Genomic DNA, 24,087 nt, shown 5'->3' with positions numbered 1-24,087 from the left:
GGTTGCGAGTCCTAACGATCAACGAGAAGGAATGGCGGCTTCGGCAGCGAAACGGGACAGGAGCGCACCGTGCGGCGTCACGAGGTGTTCCTCGGTCCACCGGCCCTGAGTGATCCCGAGGCGGCTGCGCTCCTCGCGGTCGTAGGTGACCGGAGTGGGCGTGAAGTCGGTGTGGTCGAGCGTGGGGCGGTAGATGTTGCCGGCCGGGGTGTTCGCGGCGTAGATCTCCGGGCGGTAGATCTTCTGGAACGTCTCCATGGTGGCGATCGTGCCGATGAGCTGGATGTCCGTGTAGTCCCCGGTCAGGTCGCCGCGCGTGTAGAACGCGAGCGGGGCCGACGCTCCGGCGGGCTGGAAGTACCGGACCCGCATGCCCATCCGACCGAAGTAGTCGTCGGTGAGCGAGGAGTGCTCGTGCTCGTACTCGGCGCCGAGGACGGGGTGGACGTACCCGGTCCGGCGGTAGGTCTGGCTCGTCGAGACGCTGATGCAGACGACGGGCTCGGCACCGAACCCGTCGTGGAACGCCGGCGACGAAAGGAACCGCTGGAAGAGCGCCCCGTGCAGCGCCCCGAAGTCAGACGGCAAGCCCGGCGATGACGGCAGCAGCACGGAGAAGTCGTAGTCGCGCAGGTACGACGAGAAGTTGTTGCCGAGGATGCCGTGGTGGCGCTCGCCGGTGAGCTGGTCGACGATCGTGACGTCGAGCATCTCGAGCAGCGGGAACTCGGCGTCCGCTCCATCGTCGAAGAACTGCAGCGAGGCCGAAACGATGTCGAGCTGCAAGCGGTAGCGATCACCGGCAGCCAAGAGGTCGTTCGCGCGTCCGTCGATCATCGCCAGCGCAGCACGGAGGTTCTGCTGACGGTGCTCGCCCCGCGCCAGGTTGGCGAAGTTCGTGGTCAGCCGGGAGCTGTCGGCGGGGGAGTAGTCCTCGTCGAACCGGGTCCGGGTGATGCTGAAGGTGAGGTCGTTCGCCATGGTCGGCAATCTGTTCGTCGAGCGCCCGAGGGCACTGGGGAAGGGGTACCTCGATGATGGCGGGAACCACGAGCCATCAGGTAATACCGAGACGCTATGCACCGGTATAGCCTCGGCCTATGGCCCGTGTGTCGAACGACATCACCCTGCAGCAGCTCCGGTACTTCATCGAGGTCGCGACGGAGGGCTCGATCAGCGCCGCGGCCGACCTGCTCTACGTGTCGCAGCCGACGATGTCCGCCGCGATGAAGGACCTCGAGACGCGGATCGGACGCCCGCTCTTCACCCGATCGGCCCGGGGAGTCGTACTCACCGTCGACGGCGTCGAGTTCCTCGGGTACGCCCGACAGGTCGTCGAGCAGGTCTCCCTGCTCGAGCAGCGGTACGTCGGCGGCCAGCGGTCCCGTCGACTGCTCGGGGTGTCCGCCCAGCACTACTCGTTCGCCGTCGAGGCCTTCGTCCGGATGGTCGAGGCGGCCGCTGCGGACGAGTACGAGTTCTCGCTCCGAGAGACGCGCACGTGGGACATCATCGAGGACGTCCGCACCCTGCGCAGCGAGGTGGGCATCCTCTACCGCAACGACTTCAACACGCAGGTGCTCGGCAAACTGCTGCGGGACGCCGGCGTAGTCTTCACTCCGCTGTTCGTCGCCGAGCCGCACATCTTCGTGGCCCGGCGGAACCCGATCGCATCACGGGAGCGCGCGACTCTCGAGGAGCTCGCCGACCTGCCGCGGCTCACGTTCGACCAGGGCGCCAACAACTCCTTCTACCTGGCGGAGGAGATCCTGTCGACGATGTCGAGCAAGCGGGAGATCCGCGTCTCGGACCGCGCGACGATCTTCAACCTCATGATCGGCCTGGGTGGGTACACGATCTCCACCGGGCTCATCAGCGACGACCTCGACCCCGAGATCGTCGCCATCCCCCTCGATGTCGACGAACGCATCGAGATCGGCTGGATCGCGCACGCCTCGGTTCCCCTCACCGTGCAGGCGCAGGCCTACCTGGACGAGTTGCGAGCGGTGGTCGCTGGTTACGGCGTCGAGCCGCTCGGGTAGACAGGCGGGGATCCGGCGGATCCGGCGGTTCAGGCGGTTCCAGCGATCGGCCTGGAGGCGCGACACGCGTCCGTCAGGAGGCTGCGGTCTCGAGCATCGCCGTCACGTGCGGCGCGCTCCACCGCAGGAGGGCGTCAGCAGGTGGACTGTCGAGGTCCTCGCCCCAGATCGCGACGGCGGCGCCCGACATCGGAGCTGCGAGCAGCGAACCGGAGTCGCCGTCCCACGTCCGGAGCGACCAGTTCTCGCGGAGGTCGGCGACCGTGTACTCGCTGTCGGCCGGGTCGAGGTCGGTCGGCACCTCGTACAGGTAGTACGAGTTGTAGTTGAGCAGGTCGATCCCGGCCTGCTGCAGGTCGACCGCACTCGCCCGCCGCGCTCGTCGTTCGCGGCGCTCCGCTGCGTCCTCGGTGTCGCCGTCGAAGCTCCAGTACGTGACGTGGATGCGAGGATCGAGTCGCCCGACCGCAACTCGATCGATCCCGTCGTTCCAGGCCCACACCTCGCGGTCGCCGAGCGCGGCCGCCATCGCGTTCATCCACGCGACGCGTTGGGCGGCGGTGACGTCGTCGCCCCATTCGTCGGCGCCGATGTGCACGGCGCGGCTGAACGGGAACGTCGACTGCACCTCCGCGTAGAGCTTGGTCGCCAGCGCGAGGCTGCCGGGCGCCGACGGGTCGAGCTCGCTCTCACCCGAGCGGATGCGATCGACCCACTTCGTGCCGTGCTGCGCCTCGAGCAGGGCGAAGGCAGCAGCCATGTGCCCGGGGGTGTCGATCTCGGGCACGACCGCGATGCCCCGCTTCGACGCATAGGCGGTGATCGTGCGTGCCTGCGCGGCGCTCAGGAACGGGCGATGGGTCACCCGGCTTGTGTAGACACCGTGGTCGAGATCCGCGTTCGCCAGGGTCTGGCCGAGGACTGCACTCTCGATCCCGACGTTCTGGTCGTCGGTGAGGTGCAGGTGCAGGAAGCGCCCGCCGTTGTCGTCGAGCAGGTCGATGTACCGCTTGATCAGCGCCACGGGGTAGTAGGCGCGAGCGACGTCGAGCATCACGCCCGTCTCAGGACGCGCGCGCTTCGTGGGCTTCGTGCTGACGGTCGCGGCTGCCGTGCGGCACTGCTTCGCGGAGTACCCACCCGCGCAGGCGAGGACGGAGTACTTCCCGGCCGCGGCACGGGAAGGCGTCGCGCGGACTGCGGTGACCGTCGTGCTCGATCCCGGGCCGAGTGCCTTCACCGCGACCCGGCCGAGCGTGTACTTCTTGGTGCCGGCGGACAGGTAGAGCCAAGCGGAGGAAGCCGGCTTCCGCACGGAGGCGGCGTTCTTGAGCTTCAGGGTGGTGCGCACGGCGCTGCCGGTCGAGGCGCCGGCGGTGGCTGCAGTGACCTTGGTGACCGTCACCGCCGAGGCTGCGGTGTCCGCTGATCCTGCCGTTGCACGGATGCCGACCAGAGCTGCGGCCGACACGGCGATCGCCAGACCAACTGCAAGCGTGCGTCTGGCCAGCGGTCCGGGGACCGGGCTCCTCTGCTGACGCACCACGACGTTCTCCCCCTCGAACACCCCGTTGCCCTCGCTGGATCAGGATGCGCGAACGATCGTATCCGCACCGCGTCGAACGCACACCGTTCAGCGACGTGCAGAGGGACTCATCAACGAACCTCCGCGCTCGCCCACACCGCACGCGCAAGACTCCGGCCGTCGCGAACCGCCCATCAATACTCGCCACAACCTTGCAGCTGCGATGATCACCGCGGAATCGGCCTTGACTACGTAGACAATCCCGTGGTTGTCTTGCTCCCACACCCGGCCCCGGCCGGTCCCACGGAGCAGCGAAGGAGCTGACGATGAGCGGCAACGCCTCGGTTCACCGCCTCCGTCCGGCCTCCATGACCGACGTCGCGGCCCTCGCCGGGGTGTCCCAGAAGACCGTCTCCCGCGTCGTCAACGACGAACCGCACGTCACTGCGGCCGTCCGTGCCAAGGTCGAAGCGGCGATCGCGGAGCTGGGCTTCCGTCCGAACGCCGCCGCCCGCTCCCTCAAGTCCCAGCGCTCCCGCCGCGTCGGCCTCATCACGATCGGCACGAACCTGTACGGCCCGACTGCCATGCTCACCGGCGTCGAGCAGGCCTGTCGCACGAACGGCTACAGCCTGGCGATCGTCCGCACCGTGGCCGCGACGGCGTCCGAGCTCCAGCCGGCGGTCGACTCGCTCGTCGGCCAGGACGTCGAGGCGATCGTCTTCTCCGAGCCGGTCGAGAACCAGATGGACCAGCTCCGCCTGCCGCAGGGCGTGACGGTGTTGACGCTCGGGCCGCCGGACGTCGCCGACCGCGAGAACACCCTGGCGGTCGGCCTCGACGAGAGCGGTGCCGCCTTCGCGGCCACTGATCACCTGCTCGCCCTCGGGCACGAGACCGTGTGGCACATAGCGGGTCCCGCGGACTGGACCTCGAGCTCACGCCGTCTGGCGGGCTGGCGCGCTGCACTGCAGGACGCTGGCGTCGCCGAGCACGCGCCGGTCGAGGGGGACTGGTCGCCGCAGAGCGGCTACGAGGCCATGCGCTCACTGCTCGGCCGCCCGGACCTGACGGCGGTCTTCGTCGCGAACGACCAGATGGCGATCGGCGCGATGTCCGCCATCCAGCAGCACGGGTTGTCCGTGCCGGCTGACGTCAGCATCGTCGGCTTCGACGACATGCCGATCTCCGCCTACCTGCCGACACCACTCACGACCATCCGCCAGGACTTCGACGAGGCCACCCGCCTCGCGATGCACCGCCTCTTCCGCACACTCGACGGCCACCCGCCCGCCGAGCGCCACCGGATGCTGCCCGGCCAGCTGATCACGCGCGCCACCAGCGCGCCGCCGTCGCCTGCGCGGCGTCACCTCCGCCCCGCCGACTGAACCCCCGGACGGGAGGCGCGGCTTGCGTCCGTCCCGTGAGTGAGCGCTCACATGCGCTCGCCGCCAATTCCCCGATCACCTCGACGACGACGTCAGGAGACCTGAACGTGACCCCAGTACCCAGGCGATTCTCCGTACCTGCGCCACCCGTACCTCCCGGCAGAGACCGCGGACCGAGCCGACGCGACCTGCTCCGGTGGGGCGCCGCCGCGGGCGGCAGCATCGCCCTCGGCGCGCTGCTCGCGGGCTGCTCTCCACAGTCCACCGCAGCCGTGCGTTCCGGACGCGCCGACCTGTCCTTCTGGACGCACGACCCCGGCTACGAGAAGTTCTTCACCGAGGCGCTGCCGGTCGCCGACCGGAAGTCGGACTTCGACTTCGCGCTCGACATCACCACCATCGCCGCGGCCGACATCCCGACCAAGCTCATCGCGCAGGCCGTCGCCGGCACGGGCACGCCGGACGTCGCCGGGCTCGAGATCGGGGCGTTCTGCCGGATGCTCCGCGGTGACATCGCATCCGAGCTGCTGAGTGACCTGTCGCCGTCGGTGGCGTCGCGCAAGGACGACCTGATCGCCGCGCGACTCACGCCGTTCTCGAAGGACGGGCACCTGTACGCGCTCGACTCGGACACACCCTTGTGCGTCTACTACCACCGCGCCGACCAGTTCGCGGCCCTCGGCATCCCCGACGACCTGACGACGTGGGAGGAGTACATGGACGTCGGCGCGAAGCTCAACAAGCGCAAGGGCGTCTCGCTGCACGCCGTGGCGGTCACCGACCCGGGCGGGACGCTGCAGAGCTACCAGATCCTGCTGCTCCAGCGCGGCGGCGACCTCTACGACGAGGACGGCGGCATCGACATCCAGACGCCGGAGGCCGAGCGCACCCTGCAGTTCCTGGTCGACGGCGTGCAGTCCGGTGCGATCGCGACGGTCGCCGACATGTACGGACCGAGCCTGCAGTCCGGGCTGAAGGGCGGCACCATCCTGGCCGTCGACATGCCGTCCTGGTACGCCAGCTACGGCATCAAGCCGAACGTGCCCGAGCAGCAGGGCAAGTGGAAGGTGCGGAACCTGCCCCGGTTCGCCGGCGGTGGCAGCACCACGAGCGTCGGTGGTGGCACCGGGTTCTCGGTGCTCCGTGACAAGCCGCTCACGAAGGCCGGCATCGACCTGGTGCTCGCCGCGTACCTCGACCCGGACCAGCAGGTGAAGCGCTACCAGGACCTCGGTTACCTGCCGACGCTGCGATCGGTCTACGACGACCCGCGGCTCGCGGCGCTGAGCGACCCGTACTTCGGCGGCCAGCAGCTGTTCGGCGTCTACAAGTCGGTTGTCGACGACGTGCCCTCGCAGCACCAGAGCGCCGATGCCTCGATCCTGCAGACGGTCCTGAGTGGCTACCTCATCAAGGCCTACAAGGGCCAGATCTCCCCGAAGCAGGCGCTCGACGCCGCTGCGGCCGACTTCCGCGGCCAGACCCGCGCCTGAGGAGGACCCTCGATGTCCACGTCAACCGCCACCGGCATCCCGGTGTCCGCCACCACCACGGCCGATCCGCCAGTTCGGCGCCGACGCCTGAACACGAACGGGGGCAGTGCGCCCTACCTGTTCATCGCACCGTTCTACGTGCTATACGGGCTGTTCATGATCGTGCCGGTGCTCGCCGCCGTGTACCTGTCACTCACCGAGTGGGTCGGCCTCGGCACACCGAACTGGATCGGCCTGTCCAACTACGCGAACCTGTTCCGGGACACCAGCTTCGGTACCGCTCTGGTCAACTCGCTGATCTACACGCTCATCGCCGTGTTCGTCATCGTGCCGTGCTCGCTGCTGGTCGCGCAGGCACTCAACGCCAAGGGGCTTCGCGCCCGCGACCTGTTCCGGGTGACGTTCTTCATCCCGATGGTGCTGTCACCGATCGTCATCGCGCTCATCTACAGCCTGGTGTTCGACACGAACTACGGCCTGCTCAACGCCACGCTCAAGGCGCTGTTCGGGGTGCCGAACACCGACTGGCTCGGTGACCCGACGCTTGCGAAGGTCGCCATCGGCTTCGTGCTCCTGTGGCGGACGGTCGGGTACCTGACGATCTTCTTCCTGGCGGCACTGCAGAACGTGTCGCCCGAGCAGTACGAGGCCGCGTCGCTCGACGGGGCCGGCACGTTCCGGAAGTTCACCAACGTGACGCTCCCCGCGATCCGTCCGGTCACGGCGTTCGTCGTGGTCACGAGCTTCATCAGTGCCGCGCAGCTGTTCGACGAGCCCTACCTGCTCACCAAGGGCGGACCGGGCGAGGCCACCCTCTCCGTCGCCATGTTCATCTACCGCGCCGCCTTCGAACGGCAGCAGTTCGGGTACGCGGCAGCCGCCGGTGTCGTGCTGTTCGTCATCGTGTTCGGCGTCAGCCAGATCCTCAACCGCGCACTCGCCATCGGGAGGGACGCATGACCGCCACCACCGACCGCCCGGACACCCGGGCCGTCACGACCGCCGGCAGCCGGGCACCGCGATCCGGCCCGCCACGCACCAAGGGGTGGGTCGCTCGCCGTGGCCTCCTCTACGCCACACTCGTGGCCCTGCTGCTGGTGTTCGTGTTCCCGCTGCTCTGGGCGCTGTCCGGCTCGTTCAAGCAGCGTGGCGACATCTTCGCGACGCCGCCCACGCTCATCCCGAGTCCGGCGACGGGGGAGAACTACACGAACCTGCTCGCGACGCAGCCGTTCTGGGCCTGGTTCGGCATCAGCGTCGGCACCGCCCTGATCGCGACCGTCGTGTCCGTGTTCGTCTGCGCGATGGCCGGGTACGGGTTCGCGAAGTTCCGGTTCCGGGGCAAGCGGATCCTGTTCGCGGTGATGTTCTCGTCGCTCTCGGTGCCGTTCGCGGTGATCCTCGTGCCGCTCTTCATCCTGGTGGTGAAGTCGGGACTCACGAACCCGTGGTTCTCACTCGTCGTGCCCTGGGTGGCGCCGGCGTTCGGCATCTTCATGATGCAGCAGTTCATCGTGCAGGCGATCCCCGACGAACTCATCGAGGCGGCCCGCATCGACGGCAACTCCGAGTTCGGCACGTTCCGCCGGGTCGTGCTCCCGCTGCTGCGGCCCTCGCTCGGCGCCCTCGCTGTGTGGAGCTTCCTGCAGAGCTACAACTCGTTCCAGTGGCCGCTGGTCCTGCTGTCCGACTCGAGCCAGTACACGCTGCCCCTCGGCCTCAACGCGATCTTCGCGTCGGAGAACCGGTCGTACGACCTGGTGCTCGCCGGCGCCGTGCTGGCGAGCGTGCCGACGATCCTCGTGTTCCTGCTCCTCCGCAAGCAGCTGCTCGACGGCCTGACCGCGGGGGCGGTCAAGGGATGAACGGCGCGCCCGCCCACCACCACACCCTCTCGAACGGAGCACCCAGCACCATGCAGCACGACCGCGTCCTCTTCGGCGCCGCCTACTACCACGAGTACCAGCCGACCCCTCGGCTCGACGAGGACATGCGCCTGATGCAGGAGGCCGGGTTCTCGGTCATCCGCGTCGGCGAATCCGTGTGGAGCACCTGGGAACCGGAGAACGGCCGCTTCGACCTCGAGTGGCTCGCGCCCGTGCTCGACGCCGCCCACGAACACGGCATCCGGGTGATCCTCGGCACGCCCACGTACGCCGTGCCCATGTGGCTCGCCCGCATCGTGCCGGAGATCAACGTCCGCCGCCGCACCGACGGCGAGGCGATGGGCTGGGGTGCTCGGCAGGAGATCGACTACGCCCACCCGGCGTTCCTGTTCCACGCCGAGCGGGTCATCCGGAAGATCGTCGCCCGGTACGCCGAGCACCCCGCCGTGATCGGGTACCAGGTCGACAACGAACCGGGCAACGAGCTCATCGCGAACCCCGAGGTGTTCCAGCGCTTCGTCGACCACCTGCGCCACACCTACGGCAGCGTCGAGCGGCTCAACGAGGAGTGGGGACTGACGTACTGGTCCCACCGACTTTCCACCTGGGCCGACCTGTGGACGCCGGACGGCAACGCGCAGCCGCAGTACGACCTGGCGTGGCGGCGGTTCCAGGCTTCGATCACGACGGACTTCATCGCCTGGCAAGCGTCGGTCGTGCGGGAGTACTCGCGTCCGGACCAGTTCGTGACCACGTGCATCGCGTACGAGCGGCCGACCGTCGAGGACGAGGTGCTCACCCGCACCCTCGACGTCACCGCCGGCAACCCGTACTACCGGATGCAGGACGCCCTCGAGCTGCCCAGCACCGAGGAGCCCGCACAGTTCTGGACCTCGTCCGGCGCCTGGTCGATCGTCGCCTCGGGCGATCGCATGTACGGGTCGAAGCAAGCACCGTTCCTGGTCACCGAGACGAACGCGCAGGCCATCGGCTTCTCGTGGATGAACGAACCGGCCTACGAGGGGCAGTGGCGCCAAGCCGCCTGGGCCCTCGTGTCCCGCGGTGCCTCGATGATCGAGTACTGGCACTGGCACACGCTGCACTACGGCGTCGAGACGTACTGGGGTGGCGTGCTGCCGCACTCGCAGCAGCCCGGTCGCACCTACGAGGAGATCGCCCGGATCGGCGCGGAGTTCGCGCACGCGGGGGACCGGGTCGCCGGACTCCGCCCGCACGCCGACGTCGCCCTGCTGTTCTCGAACGAGTCGAAGTGGGCGCTCAACGAGCACCCGGCGCTCGGCGACGGCATGGAGCCCGACCGGCGCTCGTGGCAGACCGTCCACGACGCCTTCGCCCGTGGGGTGTTCGACGCCGGACTGCAGGCGAACACGGTGCACCCGTCGCAGGTCTTCGACCGTGACCCGGCGTCCTTCGCCGCGGAGCGCTCCGTGCTCGTCGCCGCTGCGTTCACCATCGCGACGGACGCCCAACTGCAGTGGCTCGCCGCCTACGCCGAGACCGGCGGGCACCTGGTCGTCGGCATCCGCACCGGGTACGAGGACGAGGAAGCCCGAGCTCGGCTCGAGCGGAAGCCCGCCTTCCTCGACGTCGCCGCGGGCGTGCACTACGACGAGTTCAGCAACCTCGGCCGGCGCATCCCGGTGTCCGCCGGAGCCGATGCCGCAGCGCACGGGTTCGACGTGCCGGCCGGAGCGACGGCCACGCGGTGGGCGGACGGACTGCTCGTCGACGACGCCGACGTGCTGGTCGGGTACGACCACCCGCACCACGGACGGTTCTCCGCCGTGACCACACGGTCGCACGGTGCCGGTCGTGTCACCTACGTCGGGACGGTTCCGGACCCGGCGCTCGCCGCAGCCATCGCCGAGTGGGCGGTCGCGCAGGGCAGCGGGTCGACGAGCTGGCAGCCGCAGGTCGACACACAGTCGGTCGCGAGCTCGGTCAACGGCCGCGGTGAGACGGTGCACGTCGTCCACAACTGGTCGTGGATGCCGAGCACGTTCACGGTACCGGTGGCTGCGGAGGACGTGCTCGACGGAACCCCGCTGGCGGCCGGTGCCGTGCTCGAGCTCGGGCCGTGGGACGTCCGGGTGGTCGCCGTCCGGTGACCGCCTGACGCGTGCAGAGAGCCCCGCTGCCCATCGGCAGCGGGGCTCTCGTCCTGCAGTTCAGCGTGTTCGGCTCGGCCGCGTCGGAGGCGATCGGGCCCACGGGGTGACCGACGACCGCTCACGCCCGGCCATCGGTCTGGCAGCCTCGATGTTCCCGGCTCCTCCCGGTCGACGGTGGTGCGGCCCGACCGCGGTCGAGACCTCGACCCTGGTGCCGACCCGGACGCGGACGAACGCGTCGTGCACGATCGTCTCGGCTTCGCGGACCAGCGCGTCGGCGTCGGTGTCCGAGAGGGCGAGTTCCTCGACCAGCTGCATCGCCGCCTCCGGGTTCAGCTCGCGATCGCGGTCTGCTGACCGGCGGGGGTGCCGCTCACGACCTCGATCTTGCGCGGCTTCGCGCGCTCGCTGACCGGGATCACGAGGGAGAGCACGCCGTTGTCGTAGTGGGCGGAGATGTTCGCCGAGTCGATGCCCTCGCCGAGACTGAACTGGCGTAGGTACGACCCGTGCGGGCGCTCCTGGATGATCCACGAGCCGACGGACTGGGCGGCGGAGCGCTCGGCCCGGATGGTGAGCAGCTGCCCGTCCACGTCGATGTCGACGGAACCCGGGTCGATGCCGGGCAGATCGGCGTTCAGCACGTAGCGGTCCCCGTCGCGGTGCAGGTCGACCGGCATCGGCTTCGGTCCCTGTCGCGAGCCGAGCAGGGCGCCCGCGAGGCGGTCCATCTCGGAGAAAGGATCAAACGTCACAGCCATCTTGAAGAGTCCCCTTCCTGGTGTCGAGTTGTCGTCGATCCGGCTGTTCACCGGAGACGCGATCATCGTAGATCCGGGCCGAGGCGAGATCCTCAAAACGGTCTGGAAAGCGGCTTGGACTTCGCTTGGCGGGGCGGACGGGAGGCGCGGCGCCAGCTGGCACCGCGCCTCCCGTCCGCCGTGTGGCCCGGTTCAGGCGATGGTGCTGCCACCGTCGACCAGGAGCTCGCTTCCGGTCATGCCGGAGCTCTGGTCGGACACGAGGAAGAGGACTGCGGCGGCGACCTCCTCCGGACGCAGGAGCCGACCGAGGGGCATCCCGTCGGCCATCTGTTCCAGCAGTGCGTCGCCGTTGTCCGGAGCGAGGCCCTTCAGCCCGGGCGTCTCGGTGGGCCCGGGGACGACCGTGTTGATCCGGATGCGTCGCGGTGCGAGCTCCGCGGCCCAGGTGCGGGTCAGGGTCGCGATCGCGGCCTTCGACGCGCCGTAGAGCCCGAACGACGGTTCCGTGCCGGAGGCTGCCGTCGACCCGGTGACGACGATCGCGGATCCTTCGCGCAGGAACGGCAGTGCGCCCTGCACGGTGAGGGTGGTGCCGCGGACGTTCGTGCCGAAGGTCGCCTCGAAGTCCTCCGCGGTGACGTCAGCGAGGGGCTTGAACTCGCCGATCCCGGCGTTGACGTGTACTGCGTCGAGGCCGGACCCTCGCTCGGCGACGGCGCGGAAGACGGTCGCGATGCCGTCCGGATCGGTGCTGTCCGCGCGGATCGGCGTGACGGCGTCGCCCAGTTCCTCGCGGATGGTGTCGAGTGCTTCCTGGCGTCGTCCGGTGACGAAGACGTGCGCTCCTTCGTCGACGAAGCGGTGGACGACGGCGAGGCCGATCCCCGACGTGCCGCCCGAGACGAGCGCGGTCTTGCCCTGCAGTGCACCGGTCATGGTGTCCTCCTTGTTCTTGACTGAATGATCCAGAACGGTACGTCATAATGGACGGATCAGTCAACAATCGACCTGCAGGAGTTCCGATGCCGCGACCACGCAAGTTCGACGAGGCCGACGTGATCGAACGCGCCCGACGCACCTTCGCCGAGAGCGGGTTCGAGGGGACGTCGCTCGACGACCTGCTCGAGGCGACCGGACTCGGGCGTCAGAGCCTGTACAACGCGTTCGGTGGCAAGAAGGAACTCTTCATGCGGGCCTTCCTCAGCGACACCGCGGAGGCCGTCGACGCGGTGAAGACCGTCCTGCAGGGGGCCGAGCACCCGATCGCCCGGATCCGGACGCAGCTCGTGTCCTCGGCGGTCGAGCATGGTGAAGCCCAAGGTCCACCATCACTGCTGCTCCGCGCGGCGGTCGAGCTCTCCGCTCGTGATCCGGAGGTCGCGGCGACCGTCACCGAGGCCTTCGACGCCATCCGTGCCGACTACACCGCGTGCATCGTCGACGCGCAGGAGGCCGGCGAGATCGAGGCCGACGCCGACGCGGAGGCGCTCGGTACTTACTTCTGCGCCGTCATCGAGGGGATGGGTGCGATCGGCCGCGTCGGGACGTCCCGCGCCGCGCTCCTGCAGGTCGGTCTCACCAGTCTGGGCGTCGTGCCGATCACGCCGCTCGGGCACGAGCGCCTCGGCACTGCGGACGGCCCCTGGACCTGACCGGCGCACGGTGGGCAACGGCATCCGCGTCGGGCACGACCCGGTCGTCGTCGCCCTGCAGGACGCGGACGGGCCCGGTGATCGCGCGCAGGTCCTCGGTCTGGTCCGTCTCCGAGAACGCCTCGATGCCCTCGTCGTGCGATTGGCGGCGACCGGAGCTTGTCGGGCACACCGTCGGAGCATGCGGAGGTAGCGGAGATCCGGTAATTGCCGGGGTAGGCGTTGAAGCTTGCCGAGGTCACCGGACCGCCTCGACCGCGGACGCCGGGTACTGGATTCGCGCCTCCGCTCTGGTACTCCTCGACCTGGATGCCGAGGCCCTGCCAGTGCTTGCTCACCGACTGGACGTCGGTCTTCGCGTCGTCACGGTTGCCCCAGCATCTGATCGATCACGGTCTCTTCGTACCAGGTCATTCCTCTGGGCTGCGCAGCGTCACTGCCCTACGGAGGTCACCAGGAACTCGGCTTGTAGTCCTTCAGGAACACACCGAACACGTCCTCGCCCGCCTCGCCCCGCACGATGGGGTCGTACACGCGGGCAGCCCCGTCGACGAGGTCGAGCGGCGCGTGGAAGCCTTCCTCCGCCAGCCGGACCTTCGTCGGGTGCGGCCGTTCGTCGGTGATCCACCCGGTGTCGACGCTCGTCATCAGGATGCGATCGGTCTCGAACATCTCCTGTGCGCTCGTGCGGGTCAGCATGTTCACGGCGGCCTTCGCCATGTTCGTGTGCGGGTGCCCCGGCCCCTTGTAGGCGCGGCCGAACACACCCTCCATCGCGCTGACGTTCACCACGTAGGTGCGGTGCGCATCGCTCGCCGCCATCGCGGACCGGAGCTTCGAGATCAGGATGAAGGGAGCCGTCGTGTTCGCGAGCTGGACCTCGAGCATCTCGAGCGGGTCGACCTCGTCGACGGCTTGCGTCCACGAGTTCACGTCGTGCAGGTCGGGCACGAGGCCGCCGGCATCGATGGCGGTGCCCATGGCCAGGCGCTCGAGCGAGCTCGATCCCGGAGCCATGGCCTGCTCGGTCAGTTCGTCGGCCCGGGCTGCAGCGGCCGCGAGGATCGGGTGCGCCGTCACCGACCGGGCGAGCGCCTGCGGGTGCTGGTCGTTCGTGTGTCCGAAGGTCACGAGCTCGGGCAGCGGGCCGTCCGGCAGCGGCGCGAGTTCGGCGTCGACGAGGGGCTGGTACGCACCGGTCGACCGGCGCACGGTCTGGGTGGCGTTGTTGATCAGGATGTCGAGGGGGCCGGCCGCGGCGACGTCCTCGGCGAGCCCGATGACCTGGGCAGGGTCGCGGAGATCGATGCCGACGACCTTGAGGCGCGAGATCCAGTCGGCCGAGTCGGGCAGGCTTGTGAACCGACGGACGGCGTCGCGGGGGAACCGCGTCGTGATGGTGGTGTGGGCCCCGTCACGCAGCAGGCGGAGCGCGATGTACATGCCGATCTTCGCGCGGCCACCGGTCAGCAGGGCCCGCTTGCCCGTCAGGTCGGTCCGGGCGTCGCGCTTCGCGTGGCTCATCGCCGCGCACGTGGGGCACAGCTGGTGGTAGAACGCGTCGACGACCGTGTACTGCTGCTTGCACATGTAGCAGGGGCGTGACTTCAGCAGGGTGCCGGCGGTGGGCGCCGTGGTCGAGGTGCTGATCGGGACGCCGCGGGTCTCGTCGTCGATCCGGTCGGCTGCTCCGGTCGCGGTGGCGGCGATCACGAGGCGGTCGGCCTCGGCGATGACCGCGCGCTTCTCGAGCCGGTGCGCCCGCTTCACGGCCTTGAACATCTTCGCCGTGGCCTGACGCACCCGCACGAAGTCGGGGTGCGTCTCGTCGATCTCGGTCATCTGCTCGAGCACCCGGAGCGTGGCGTCGAGGTCCTCGGGGAGGATGCCGCTGGGTTCGGGGTGCTCGGAGATCACACGGGATTCTACGTTGGATCAGGCCGCGTCGAGCTCCCGCGTCAACGCCGCCACGAAGTCGTCGATGTCCTGCTCCGACGTGTCGTACGCGCACATCCACCGCACCTCGTTGCGGCTGGCGTCCCAGTCGTAGAACCGGAAGTGCTTGCGGAGCCGCTCGGCCACCCCGGCGGGCAGCGTCGCGAACACCCCGTTCGCCTGGGTCTCCTGGCTGAACCCGACGCCCTGGATGCTGCCGTCGGCGATCCGGGCCTCCAGCGCACCGCGGAGTCGAGCGGCCATGGCGTTGGCGTGCCCGGCGGAGCGCAGGTACAGGTCGTCGGACAGCAGCGCGATGAGCTGCGCCGAGACGAACCGCATCTTCGACGACAGCTGCATGTTCATCTTGCGCAGGTAGTGCAGTCCCTCTGACGCGTCGGGGTTGAGCACCACGATCGCTTCGCCGTAGAGCATGCCGTTCTTCGTGCCGCCGAAGCTCAGCACGTCCACACCGGCGTCGGTCGTGAAGTCACGCAGGGGGAGCCCGAGGGTCGCGGCGGCGTTGGAGATCCGAGCACCGTCCATGTGCAGCGTCATGCCGAGCGGGTGGACGTGGTCCGCGATCGCCCGGATCTCGTCGACCGTGTAGGCGGTGCCGAGCTCGGTGGTCTGCGTGATGGACACCACGAGCGGCTGGGCGCGGTGCTCGTCACCCCAGCCCCAGGCCTCCTTGTCGATGAGCTCGGGGGTGAGCTTGCCGTCGGGGGTCTCGACCGGCAGCAGCTTGATCCCACCGATGCGCTCGGGAGCACCCGCTTCGTCGGTGTGGATGTGCGCGGTCGTGGTGCACACGACGGCACCCCACCGCGGCAGCATCGACTGCAGCCCGACGACGTTCGCGCCGGTCCCGTTGAACACCGGGAACGCCTGCGCCTGCGAGCCGAAGTGGTCGGCGATCACCTCGTTGAGGCGGGCCGTGTAGACGTCCTCGCCGTACGCGATCTGGTGGCCGTCGTTGGCCGCGGCGATCGCGTCGAGGACCTCGGGGTGGACGCCGGCGTAGTTGTCCGAGGCGAAGCCCCGCAGGTCCAGGTCGTGGAGTCGAAGGGTCACTGGTTCATCCTAAGGAAAGGGAGAGCGGGAGACGGGCGCCGTTCACGTCGGCGGGCGGTGCCGTCCAGAGCCGCACGACCTCGTCGCCGAGCCGCGCTTCGAGACCGGCCAGAGCGCCGACGACGAACACGGTGGCTGCCGCCGACTCCGGTGCGTCCTTCCGGAAGCCCTGGGCGACGGCACGGACCCAAGCATCGGAAGCGGCCTTGGCAGCTGCGTAGTTGGCGGCGCCCGCGGTGGGGGAGTCGACCGCGGTGGAGGAGACGAACGCGAGCCGTCCGGCCGGGGACGCCACCAGGTCGTCGTAGAACACCCGCGTGGTGTTCCTGAGGGTGCGGAACGCTCGGTCGAAGAAGTCCCAGTCGTCGTCGGACTGGCCGGCGATGCCGCCGCCCCCACGCCATCCACCGACCAGGTGGACCAGCCCGTCGACCGGTCCCGACGTCTTGCGGACCGCAGCCGCGAGCGCGGTGACCGCACCGAGGTCTGCGAGGTCGCACGTGTGGGTCGTGACGCCCGGGACGGAGGCGTGCAGGGCCTCCAGTGCGTCAGGTCTGGTGCCGACCGCGACGACGGCCGCCCCGGCGGAGGTGAGTGCGCGCGCGACCGCCGCGCCGCTGGCACTGGTCGCACCTGCGATCAGCACCGTGCGACCGGACAAGGACCGAGCGCTCACGCGGCGACGTCCGGAACGGACGGAACAGCGGACGGAGCATCCGACGACGAACCGGTGATGCCGGCGGTCGAGGCGATGACCGCTGCCATCTTCTTGTTCAGCGCTTCGTAGAACATCGACAGCGGGAATTCATCGTCCATCACTGCGTCGGTGTAGCCCTTCGGCATTCCGGCGAGCGTTTCCTCCGGCAGTCCCCGCGCCCATCTCGACGCCGGGTGCGGCGTGAGCGTCCGGGTGAGCATCTCGTACGCAGCGAGCCAGTGCGCCGACTTCGGCCGGTCGATCGACCGCCGGTACAACTCGTTGATCTGATCGCTGAGCGCGATGATCACGTCCGGCACCGCATCCCAGTCGATGGTGAGCTGCGTGTCCGTCCAGTGCAGGACATCGTGCTGGTGCATCCACGCGAACAACAACTGCCCGCCGAGTCCGTCGTAGTTCCGGACACGGCTGCCGGTGATCGCGAACCGGAAGATGCGGTCGAAGACGACGGCGTACTGCACCAGGCGGGCGTGGTCGCGGATTGCGCGTTGGGCATCATCGAGATCTGCTTCCGGCAATGCAGAAAGTGCACGTTCGAGTCGCACGGACTCCCGGAACGCCGTCAGGTCGCAACGCAGTTCTTCCAGCGAGTAGAGGAAGAACGGCATCCGCTGCTTGATCATGAACGGATCGAACGGCAGGTCCCCGCGCATGTGCGAGCGGTCGTGGATGAGGTCCCACATCACGAACACCTGTTCCGTCAGCTCCTGGTCGTCGAGCATCGCTGCAGCGTCGTCAGGCAGTTCCAGTTTGGTGATCTCCGCAGCGGCACGGACGACTCTGCGGTAGCGAGCGGCTTCGCGGTCCTGGAAGATCGCACCCCACGTGAACGTCGGGATCTCGCGCATCGCGACCGTCTCGGGGAACAGCACCGCCGAGTTCGTGTCGTACCCGGGCGTGAAGTCGACGAACCGCAGTGCGACGAAGAGTTTGTTGCTGTAGTCGCCCGCTTCGAGTTCCGCGATGAACTCCGGCCAGATGACCTCGACCAGGACGGCTTCGACGAGCCGCGAAGAACTGCCGTTCTGCGTCACCATCGGGAAGACGACGAGATGGCCGAGCCCGTCGACGCGGTGCTGTTGCGGCTGGAATTCGTTCAGTGCGTCGAGGAAGTCGGGAACGCCGAAACCGTCGCGTTCCCAGCGTGCGAAGTCGCGCTGCAGTGCAGCGAGGTACGCCGCATCGTGCGGGAAGAAGGGGGCCAGTTCGGCAACGGCCGGGAGGATCGTGGCCAGGTGCTCGGAAGCGGTCGCGTGGTCCGCGTGGTCGGGTATCGAGCCGTCGGCCGTCTGCAACGCACGGAACGACACGACAGCGGCTTTCAGCCGCGTCCACGCGGGGTGCTCGGCGACCTCGCGCACCGACGTGCGGTCCTCGACGACCTCGGGTTCTCCGACGATGGCGCCCTGCGTGAACTCCTGGACGAACTGTGACATGTCGAACCTCCCGTCATTGGGCCGGCCGCGGATCTGCGGCGTGGTGGTGCGCTTGTCATGAGCCTAGGGAGGATCGGGAGACGCATTCTTGCCCATTTGTGGGGAAATCGTGCGCGGCGCCGTTCTCCGCGCGGCAAACCGACTCTCTCGCGCACGAATGCATCACTGGTCGCGCGCCGGTAGCCGTGGTGCGCGGAGTCAGCGGCACCGGGAGGGGCTCGGAGGCGCTGTCCCGACAGGCCTCCGAGCCGACTCCTTAGCGCTTCGTGACGGCTGCGATTGCTTCGCTCACGGTCGAGCCCGGGTGCGTTTCGCGCCATCTCTTCACCTGGCTGGGGTCAGGCGCTGACCCTCGCGGGATCGGCGTGTTTCCCACGATGCCCGGTGCGAAGGTGGCGTACGTGATCGTCGCGAGCGCGGCCATGCACGAGTAGAGCAGGTCGAGCGTGAACCATGCGCAGGCGGTCAACGCGATTCCACCGAGGACGATCAGTGCTGGCGTCCAGCGACTCATCGGAAGCACCCTCGCTTCACGGCCGCGACCCCGAGGAGCTCCGCACCAAGTGCGGCCGCGGCCCCGCCGAGGGCTCGGATCTTCTCCCAGCTGAACGAAGCGCCCCACATGATTCGGACTGCCTTTGTGACACCGCCGAGTGAGTTGATCAAACGTTTGATCTTCAAGATCTTGGCGACTGGGAATGCCGTCGATGCGATCAAGACGGCGATCGCGCCCGTGCACTCGAGGATGCTCGCCCGAGCTGCTCGCTGCATCGTCGGGTTACCAGCTACCCATTTCTCGTACGCAGTCTGGCCGTTCAGCAGTACAGCTTCCGGAATACTCTCGATGAGCGCTAGTCCCCGTTCGACATCGACGGCCTGAATGTCGAGATCCTCGACGATCGAGGCGACCGATGACGATGGAGCTCCTGTCGCTGCCTGAGCTGGCGGGGTGGCCAGCATCGGTGCGCACAGTCCGGCGGCTAGTAGTCCAACGACTGCGAGCTTGCTCGCTGAGACGGTAGTTGACGTCATGGGTCTTCCCTCCTGATCGGCGTCTCTCGCCGAATGGACACCAACCTGCCGGTAACCGGTGAAATGTACAACGTCACCGGCGCGTCGTGTTCGCTGCTGTGCTCCAGGGCAGCGCGCAACGTTTCGTCGCTCTGGCGGGGCCCCGCGGCGCCGACTCGGTCGATACGGTTGTGTGCATGGCACGCTTCACGCCCCCGGCCGCCGACGCGATGCGCGCACGACTCCTGCTCGCAGCACGCGACGAGTTCGCCGCGGCTGGGCTCGTCGGCGCCAAGATCGAACGGATCGCCGCGGCGGCGTCGAGCAACAAGGCGCAGATCTTCCACTACTTCGGCAGCAAGGAGGGGCTGTTCGACGCCCTCGTCGCACAGACCGTCGCTGACACGTTCGACGAGGTCCCCGTCGACACCGACGACCTCGCCGAGTGGGCCGCACGGTTGCACGATTCGTACGTCCGACGCCCGTGGGCTGAGCGGCTCGCGACGTGGCACCGCCTGGAGCGGACGAGTGACGGTGCGCTCGAAGCCGTCATCGCCAGCAACGCCGAGGCCGTCGCCGCGGTCGAGCACGCCCAGCGCGCCGGGGTCCTGCCGCGCAGCTACCGGCCGGCGGTGCTGCTGGGCCTGGTGCTGCACCTCGCCGCGTTCTGGAGCTCGACCTCTCCCGAGTACGGCTCGTTGGTCGCGGCGGTCGCACCTGCGCGGCGCCGGCAGATCGTGGTCGACGCCGTGAAGTCGCTCGTCGGGGGCTGACGTGTCCCACGACCGGGCGTAGGGTCCGGCCCATGAGCAGCGACAATCGCGTACTCCGTGCAGCCTTCGGTCGGCCGTTGGTCTGGGTCGGCGCGGTGTGGATCGCGGTCGGGGTGCTGTGGAGTGTCATGGCGGTCATCGAACCGAGTGGCTTCCGCGTGTTCATGGCTGTCCTGTGGCTCGTGCTCGGCGGCAGCATGCTCGCCGTCGCGCTCCGCGACAAGAAGCGCGGCCTCGGCCGGTACCAGCGCTAGTCGCGGCGGCGCGAGCCCGCAGGAACGACCCGCACCGGGCCTCCCGTCAGCCTGCCGCGCCCGCGGCGACCCGCAGCGTCCGCTCCGCATCGGCGAGGTAGTCAGCCAGCAGTGCTGAGGCCCCAGTCTGGTCACCGGCGCGCAGCGCCACGACGATCGCCTCGTTCCGCTCCACGAACTCGGCGTGGAACGACGCCGGGTCGTCGGCCGTCAGGAAGGCCAGCCGCATCTCGGCGAGCAGCCCGTCCATCAGCCCGTGGATCCGTGTGCTCGGAACCGCTCGGACGAGCTCGGCATGGAACCGGACGTCCGCCGTGCCGACGGTGCCCCAGTCGCCCGCGGCGGCGGCGTCCCGCGCAGTCGTGACGGCGGCAGCCGCCGCGTCGAGCGCCGGTGACGTCGGTGTGCACGCCCGCACCGCGGCTTCCTCCAGTACCCGCCGGGCGGCGTAGAGGTCGGTGACGTCCTCGGCGGAGAGTCGTCGCACGAAGACCCCGCGGTTGAAGACGTGCTCGACGAGCCGGTCGCGCGCGAGCAGCCGGAAGGCCTCACGCAGCGTGTTCCGCGACACCCCGAGCTGGTCGCTCAGCCGCTCCTCGGACAGCTGCGCCCCGGGGGAGAACTCGCCCGACGCGATCCTGGTGCGCAGCCGATCGGCCGTCGAGTCGGCACCACTGACGGTTCGGGTCATGTCCCGATCCTGACACGGCCTCGGGCGTCGCAGGTGCGAACCTCGCACCGTGTGACCGTCGTGTTACAGAGCAGAACAGCCTCTTGCGATTGTTGAACAATGCGGGCCAGACTGTCCCGCATGTTCGTCCTCATCGGCGTCGCCGTCGTCATCATCGGGTTCGCGTTGCGCATCAACGCGCTGCTCGTCGTGACCGTCGCGGGCATCGTCACCGCGGCCATCGGCGGGATCGGTCCCGTCGGCATCCTCACTGCGTTCGGCGACGGTTTCGCGTCGAGCCGGTCCGTCACGACCTTCGCGCTCGTCCTGCCCGTCATCGGCCTGATCGAGCGCTACGGGCTGCAGGACCAGGCCAAGCGCCTGATCGCGAAGCTCGACAAGCTCACGACGGGTCGTCTGCTGGCGGGGTACCTGGCTATCCGGCAGGTCACGGCCGCGGTCGGCCTGACCAGCATCGGCGGGCCGGCGCAGACCGTGCGGCCCCTCGTGCACCCGATGGCCGAAGGTGCGGCGATCAAGAAGTACGGCCGGATCGACGAGCGGATGCGCGAGAAGATCAAGGGCTACTCGGCGTCGTCCGACACCGTCGGGGTCTTCTTCGGCGAGGACGTGTTCGTCGCCGTCGGCTCGATCCTGCTCATCACCACCTTCGTCGACGCCACCTACGGTCTGTCGCTCGAGCCCATCGACCTGGCGCTGTGGGCGATCCCGACGGGCATCGCCGCGCTCCTGGTCCACGGCACGCGACTGCTGCTGTTCGACCGCACGCTCGACAAGATGGCCGCCGACGCCCGCGTCGACGCCCCGACGCAGGGAGCTGCAGCGTGATCACCAGCGAATGGCTCTACTGGCTCATCGGCGCGTTCTTCATCGCGGTGGCCGTCCTCATCGTCACGGACACGTCGCACGCCAAGCGGCTCGGCAACGCGGCGTTCTGGGGGATCCTCGGGGTCTCGTTCTTCTACGGCACGTTCGTGGCCGCGAAGACCGCGCCGTCGTGGGTGCTCGGCATCGCCGTCCTGGTGATGGTCGCGCTCGCCGGACTCGGGTTCACCGGGACGACCAGCCGCACACGGGTCGCCAGCATCCCCGGTGCCGGCACGGGGGCGGAGACCGGCCCGGCCGAACCCACCGCTGCCGCCACGAAGCCGTCCGCCAGCACGAGCGTCCTCGCCACCACCAGCCCCGACGAACGCGCGGCGTTCGCCACCCGGTTCGGCAACAAGCTCTTCATCCCGGCCCTGGTCGTGCCCGTGGTCGCCGTCCTCGTCGCGACGCTCGGGCCGCTCGTCTCGATCGGCGGTGCGCCCCTGCTCGCCGAGGGCAGTGCGACGCTGACCGGCCTGGGCATCGGTTCGGTGCTCGCCGTCGTCGTCGCGGTGTTCGTCCTGCGTCCGCCGAGGATCGCGACGCCCATCCGTGAGGGCGGTCGACTGCTGCAGGCCATCGGGTGGGCAGCGCTCCTGCCGCAGATGCTCTCCACCCTCGGCATCGTCTTCACCCAGGCCGGGGTCGGCGATGCCGTCGGCACCATCATCAAGTCGATCCTGCCCGGCGGCTCGCTGATCGCCGCGGTGGTCGTCTACTGCCTCGGCATGGCGCTCTTCACGATCATCATGGGCAACGCGTTCGCCGCCTTCCCGATCATGACGGCCGCGATCGGATGGCCCGTCCTGGTGCAGGGCTTCGACGGCAACCCCGCCGCGATCTTCGCCATCGGCATGCTCGCCGGCTTCTGCGGCACGCTGGTCACGCCGATGGCCGCGAACTTCAACCTGGTTCCGGCTGCCCTGCTCGAGATGCGGGACAAGTACGGCCCGATCAAGGCGCAGATCCCGACCGCCGCCATCCTGCTCGTCGTCAACATGGGAGTCATGTACCTTGTCGCTTTCTGATGCTGCCCCGCTCGACCTGGCCCGGGCCGCGTGGGCCGACCGCTTCGCGGCCGTCGCTGCCGAGAACACCACGCGCGAGTACCCGTACGCGGCGCACCACACGACGTCCGGTCCGGACGACCGGGCGCTGCCGGTCGAGCTGCACCCCGCCTTCGCGACGTCCTACGACTGGCACTCGTCCGTGCACATGCACTGGCTCGCAGCGCGTCTGGTCGCGCACGGCCTGTCGGCCGACCTGGAGGCCCGACTCACCACGATCCTGCGGGCCCACCTGAGCGCTGATCACCTGGCGACGGAAGCCGCCTACTTCCACACGACGCCGCACTACGAGCGCCCCTACGGGTGGGCCTGGCTCGCGAAGCTCGCCGCCGAGGTCTCCGCGTCGGACGTCCCGGCGATCCGGGAGCTCGCCCCGGGGTTCGTGCCCGTCGTCGACGTGCTCGAGGACCTCGTCACCCGCTGGGTCGACGGTGCCGCCCACCCCGTCCGGCACGGCGTGCACTCGAACTCGGCCTTCGGGCTGCTGCTCGTGCTCGAGGCCGCACGGTCGCTCGGGCGCGACGAGCTCGCCGCGACGGTGGAGCGTGCCGCGCGCGAGTGGTTCGGCGAGGACGCTGGCTGGCCGTTCGCCTGGGAGCGCAGCGGACACGACTTCCTGTCGGCCGGGCTGGCCGAGGCCGACCTGATGCGGGCAGTGCTGACCCCGGCCGAGTTCGCGACGTGGTCGGACGGCTTCTTCGCCCAGGTGCGGGCGGGCGATGCGATCCTGCAGTCGACCGTGGTCCGCGACGAGGCCGACCCGCAGCAGGTGCACCTGTTCGGGCTCGACCTGTCGCGAGCGGGATCGGCCCGGCGCATCGCGGACGCCCTGCGCGCAGGTGAGCTCGACGACGACGGGCTCGCGAGCCTGCTCGACGAGGCGGCCGACCGGCTGCTGGCCTCGGGTCTGGCCGCCAGTGTCGGCGAGGAGTACTACTCCACGCACTGGCTCGCGAGCTTCGCCTGGGACGCGATGGAAGCGCGGGAGCACGCCGCGCGCTGACCGACAGCAGGTCAGCCGAGCGCGATCGTCCGCTCGAACGTCCGCGCGACGGGCGGAGCGGCGACGATCGGCCCGATCGCTGCGGCACCGTCCGGGGTCGCCCGCCACGCCTCGTAGGCGTCGTGGGCGGCCCCGCTCGTCCAGGACTCCACGACGACCACGCGCGTCGGGTCGGCGTCGTCGACCAGGACCTCGAGGGACTCGCAGCCGTCGAAGGCGCGGGTCTGCGCGAGCGTCTCGCGGATCGCCGCCTCGACGGTGTCGTTGGGGACGTCGCTCCGGAACTGGACATCGAGCAGGACGGTGATCGACATGTGGTGCACCTTTCGTCGGCAGTCCGACGCAACTGGTCGGCAGTGTCCGACTCAACCCGCGG

At 69.2% G+C, this 24,087-nt stretch carries 25 protein-coding genes; 12 read left to right on the top strand and 13 right to left on the bottom strand.

Going from position 1 to position 24,087, the window contains the following annotated elements; translation table 11 throughout:
• Positions 1-18 precede the first annotated feature (18 nt).
• Complete coding sequence (locus ACXKZB_RS16080; RefSeq protein WP_488823824.1) at positions 19-981, bottom strand: putative oxygenase MesX; 963 nt, start codon at positions 979-981, stop codon at positions 19-21.
• A 119-nt stretch (positions 982-1,100) separates the two neighbouring features.
• Here ACXKZB_RS16080 and ACXKZB_RS16075 point away from each other — a divergent pair, with 119 nt between their 5' ends.
• Positions 1,101-2,042 carry a LysR family transcriptional regulator gene (locus ACXKZB_RS16075; RefSeq protein WP_488823823.1) on the top strand — a complete coding sequence of 314 codons (942 nt, stop codon included), beginning with the start codon at positions 1,101-1,103 and terminating at the stop codon, positions 2,040-2,042.
• Between the two features lie 73 nt (positions 2,043-2,115).
• Here ACXKZB_RS16075 and ACXKZB_RS16070 read toward each other — a convergent pair whose 3' ends face one another.
• Complete coding sequence (locus ACXKZB_RS16070; RefSeq protein WP_488823822.1) at positions 2,116-3,513, bottom strand: family 20 glycosylhydrolase; 1,398 nt, start codon at positions 3,511-3,513, stop codon at positions 2,116-2,118.
• A 380-nt stretch (positions 3,514-3,893) separates the two neighbouring features.
• Here ACXKZB_RS16070 and ACXKZB_RS16065 point away from each other — a divergent pair, with 380 nt between their 5' ends.
• The 5 genes from ACXKZB_RS16065 (at position 3,894) to ACXKZB_RS16045 (ending at position 10,463) form a co-directional block, all read left to right on the top strand.
• Positions 3,894-4,955 carry a LacI family DNA-binding transcriptional regulator gene (locus ACXKZB_RS16065; RefSeq protein ID WP_222658552.1) on the top strand — a complete coding sequence of 354 codons (1,062 nt, stop codon included), beginning with the start codon at positions 3,894-3,896 and terminating at the stop codon, positions 4,953-4,955.
• A gap of 272 nt (positions 4,956-5,227) precedes the next feature.
• A complete protein-coding gene (locus tag ACXKZB_RS16060) occupies positions 5,228-6,448 on the top strand; it encodes an ABC transporter substrate-binding protein (protein ID WP_488823821.1) in 1,221 nt (406 codons plus the stop codon).
• Positions 6,449-6,460: 12 nt separating this feature from the next.
• Complete coding sequence (locus ACXKZB_RS16055; protein WP_110892195.1) at positions 6,461-7,408, top strand: carbohydrate ABC transporter permease; 948 nt, start codon at positions 6,461-6,463, stop codon at positions 7,406-7,408.
• A complete protein-coding gene (locus ACXKZB_RS16050; RefSeq protein ID WP_222658550.1) occupies positions 7,405-8,313 on the top strand; it encodes a carbohydrate ABC transporter permease in 909 nt (302 codons plus the stop codon). The genes ACXKZB_RS16055 and ACXKZB_RS16050 overlap by 4 nt, the downstream gene beginning before the upstream one ends.
• A 50-nt stretch (positions 8,314-8,363) precedes the next feature.
• The gene (locus ACXKZB_RS16045) at positions 8,364-10,463 is read left to right on the top strand and encodes a beta-galactosidase (RefSeq protein ID WP_488823820.1); all 2,100 of its coding nucleotides are present in this window, start codon (positions 8,364-8,366) and stop codon (positions 10,461-10,463) included.
• Between the two features lie 60 nt (positions 10,464-10,523).
• Here the strand turns inward: ACXKZB_RS16045 and ACXKZB_RS16040 are convergent, their stop codons facing one another.
• The 3 genes from ACXKZB_RS16040 to ACXKZB_RS16030 all read right to left on the bottom strand — a co-directional run bounded on the left by ACXKZB_RS16040 (position 10,524) and on the right by ACXKZB_RS16030 (position 12,166).
• Entirely contained in the window at positions 10,524-10,784 is a 261-nt protein-coding gene (locus ACXKZB_RS16040; protein ID WP_488823819.1) for a hypothetical protein, read from the bottom strand.
• A gap of 14 nt (positions 10,785-10,798) precedes the next feature.
• Positions 10,799-11,227 (bottom strand): Hsp20/alpha crystallin family protein, encoded by a 429-nt coding sequence (locus ACXKZB_RS16035; protein ID WP_222661462.1) that lies wholly within the window; start codon positions 11,225-11,227, stop codon positions 10,799-10,801.
• A 192-nt stretch (positions 11,228-11,419) separates the two neighbouring features.
• On the bottom strand, positions 11,420-12,166 hold the full coding sequence (locus ACXKZB_RS16030; RefSeq protein ID WP_488823818.1) for an SDR family NAD(P)-dependent oxidoreductase: 747 nt from the start codon (positions 12,164-12,166) through the stop codon (positions 11,420-11,422).
• A gap of 86 nt (positions 12,167-12,252) precedes the next feature.
• Here ACXKZB_RS16030 and ACXKZB_RS16025 point away from each other — a divergent pair, with 86 nt between their 5' ends.
• Positions 12,253-12,882 carry a TetR/AcrR family transcriptional regulator gene (locus ACXKZB_RS16025; protein ID WP_488823817.1) on the top strand — a complete coding sequence of 210 codons (630 nt, stop codon included), beginning with the start codon at positions 12,253-12,255 and terminating at the stop codon, positions 12,880-12,882.
• 450 nt (positions 12,883-13,332) lie between these two features.
• Here the strand turns inward: ACXKZB_RS16025 and ACXKZB_RS16020 are convergent, their stop codons facing one another.
• From ACXKZB_RS16020 to ACXKZB_RS15995, 6 genes are all read right to left on the bottom strand, one after another.
• Positions 13,333-14,799, bottom strand: a complete 1,467-nt coding sequence (locus tag ACXKZB_RS16020) for an SDR family NAD(P)-dependent oxidoreductase (RefSeq protein WP_488823816.1) — start codon at positions 14,797-14,799, stop codon at positions 13,333-13,335.
• An 18-nt stretch (positions 14,800-14,817) separates the two neighbouring features.
• Positions 14,818-15,891 (bottom strand): threonine aldolase family protein, encoded by a 1,074-nt coding sequence (locus ACXKZB_RS16015; protein WP_488823815.1) that lies wholly within the window; start codon positions 15,889-15,891, stop codon positions 14,818-14,820.
• A gap of 4 nt (positions 15,892-15,895) precedes the next feature.
• On the bottom strand, positions 15,896-16,537 hold the full coding sequence (locus ACXKZB_RS16010; RefSeq protein WP_488823814.1) for an SDR family NAD(P)-dependent oxidoreductase: 642 nt from the start codon (positions 16,535-16,537) through the stop codon (positions 15,896-15,898).
• A gap of 26 nt (positions 16,538-16,563) precedes the next feature.
• Positions 16,564-18,045 (bottom strand): DUF6421 family protein, encoded by a 1,482-nt coding sequence (locus ACXKZB_RS16005; RefSeq protein WP_488823813.1) that lies wholly within the window; start codon positions 18,043-18,045, stop codon positions 16,564-16,566.
• A gap of 256 nt (positions 18,046-18,301) precedes the next feature.
• The gene (locus ACXKZB_RS16000; RefSeq protein ID WP_488823812.1) at positions 18,302-18,559 is read right to left on the bottom strand and encodes a hypothetical protein; all 258 of its coding nucleotides are present in this window, start codon (positions 18,557-18,559) and stop codon (positions 18,302-18,304) included.
• Positions 18,556-19,077, bottom strand: coding sequence for a hypothetical protein (locus ACXKZB_RS15995; protein ID WP_488823811.1), 522 nt, complete (start codon positions 19,075-19,077; stop codon positions 18,556-18,558). Before ACXKZB_RS15995 ends, ACXKZB_RS16000 begins: the two co-directional genes overlap by 4 nt.
• 176 nt (positions 19,078-19,253) lie before the next feature.
• Between ACXKZB_RS15995 and ACXKZB_RS15990 the strand changes: the two genes are divergently transcribed.
• Together ACXKZB_RS15990 and ACXKZB_RS15985 are read left to right on the top strand one after the other, a co-directional pair.
• The gene (locus tag ACXKZB_RS15990) at positions 19,254-19,829 is read left to right on the top strand and encodes a TetR/AcrR family transcriptional regulator (RefSeq protein WP_488823810.1); all 576 of its coding nucleotides are present in this window, start codon (positions 19,254-19,256) and stop codon (positions 19,827-19,829) included.
• A gap of 32 nt (positions 19,830-19,861) precedes the next feature.
• A complete protein-coding gene (locus ACXKZB_RS15985; RefSeq protein WP_488823809.1) occupies positions 19,862-20,083 on the top strand; it encodes a hypothetical protein in 222 nt (73 codons plus the stop codon).
• A 46-nt stretch (positions 20,084-20,129) separates the two neighbouring features.
• Here ACXKZB_RS15985 and ACXKZB_RS15980 read toward each other — a convergent pair whose 3' ends face one another.
• Entirely contained in the window at positions 20,130-20,774 is a 645-nt protein-coding gene (locus tag ACXKZB_RS15980) for a GntR family transcriptional regulator (protein WP_488823808.1), read from the bottom strand.
• Positions 20,775-20,894: 120 nt separating this feature from the next.
• Here ACXKZB_RS15980 and ACXKZB_RS15975 point away from each other — a divergent pair, with 120 nt between their 5' ends.
• Genes ACXKZB_RS15975 through ACXKZB_RS15965 form a run of 3 tightly spaced genes read left to right on the top strand, consistent with a single transcriptional unit; the run spans position 20,895 to position 23,711 of the window.
• Positions 20,895-21,602 (top strand): DUF969 domain-containing protein, encoded by a 708-nt coding sequence (locus ACXKZB_RS15975; RefSeq protein WP_123291728.1) that lies wholly within the window; start codon positions 20,895-20,897, stop codon positions 21,600-21,602.
• The gene (locus tag ACXKZB_RS15970) at positions 21,599-22,669 is read left to right on the top strand and encodes a DUF979 domain-containing protein (protein ID WP_123291729.1); all 1,071 of its coding nucleotides are present in this window, start codon (positions 21,599-21,601) and stop codon (positions 22,667-22,669) included. The genes ACXKZB_RS15975 and ACXKZB_RS15970 overlap by 4 nt, the downstream gene beginning before the upstream one ends.
• Positions 22,656-23,711 carry a DUF2891 family protein gene (locus ACXKZB_RS15965; protein WP_488823807.1) on the top strand — a complete coding sequence of 352 codons (1,056 nt, stop codon included), beginning with the start codon at positions 22,656-22,658 and terminating at the stop codon, positions 23,709-23,711. The genes ACXKZB_RS15970 and ACXKZB_RS15965 overlap by 14 nt, the downstream gene beginning before the upstream one ends.
• Positions 23,712-23,722: 11 nt before the next feature.
• Here ACXKZB_RS15965 and ACXKZB_RS15960 read toward each other — a convergent pair whose 3' ends face one another.
• The gene (locus ACXKZB_RS15960; RefSeq protein ID WP_488823806.1) at positions 23,723-24,025 is read right to left on the bottom strand and encodes a putative quinol monooxygenase; all 303 of its coding nucleotides are present in this window, start codon (positions 24,023-24,025) and stop codon (positions 23,723-23,725) included.
• Between the last annotated feature and the right edge of the window lie 62 nt (positions 24,026-24,087).

The sequence above is a fragment of the Curtobacterium sp. ABR8 genome (genome assembly GCF_057812125.1).
This window is presented reverse-complemented; position numbering and strand designations above follow the sequence as displayed.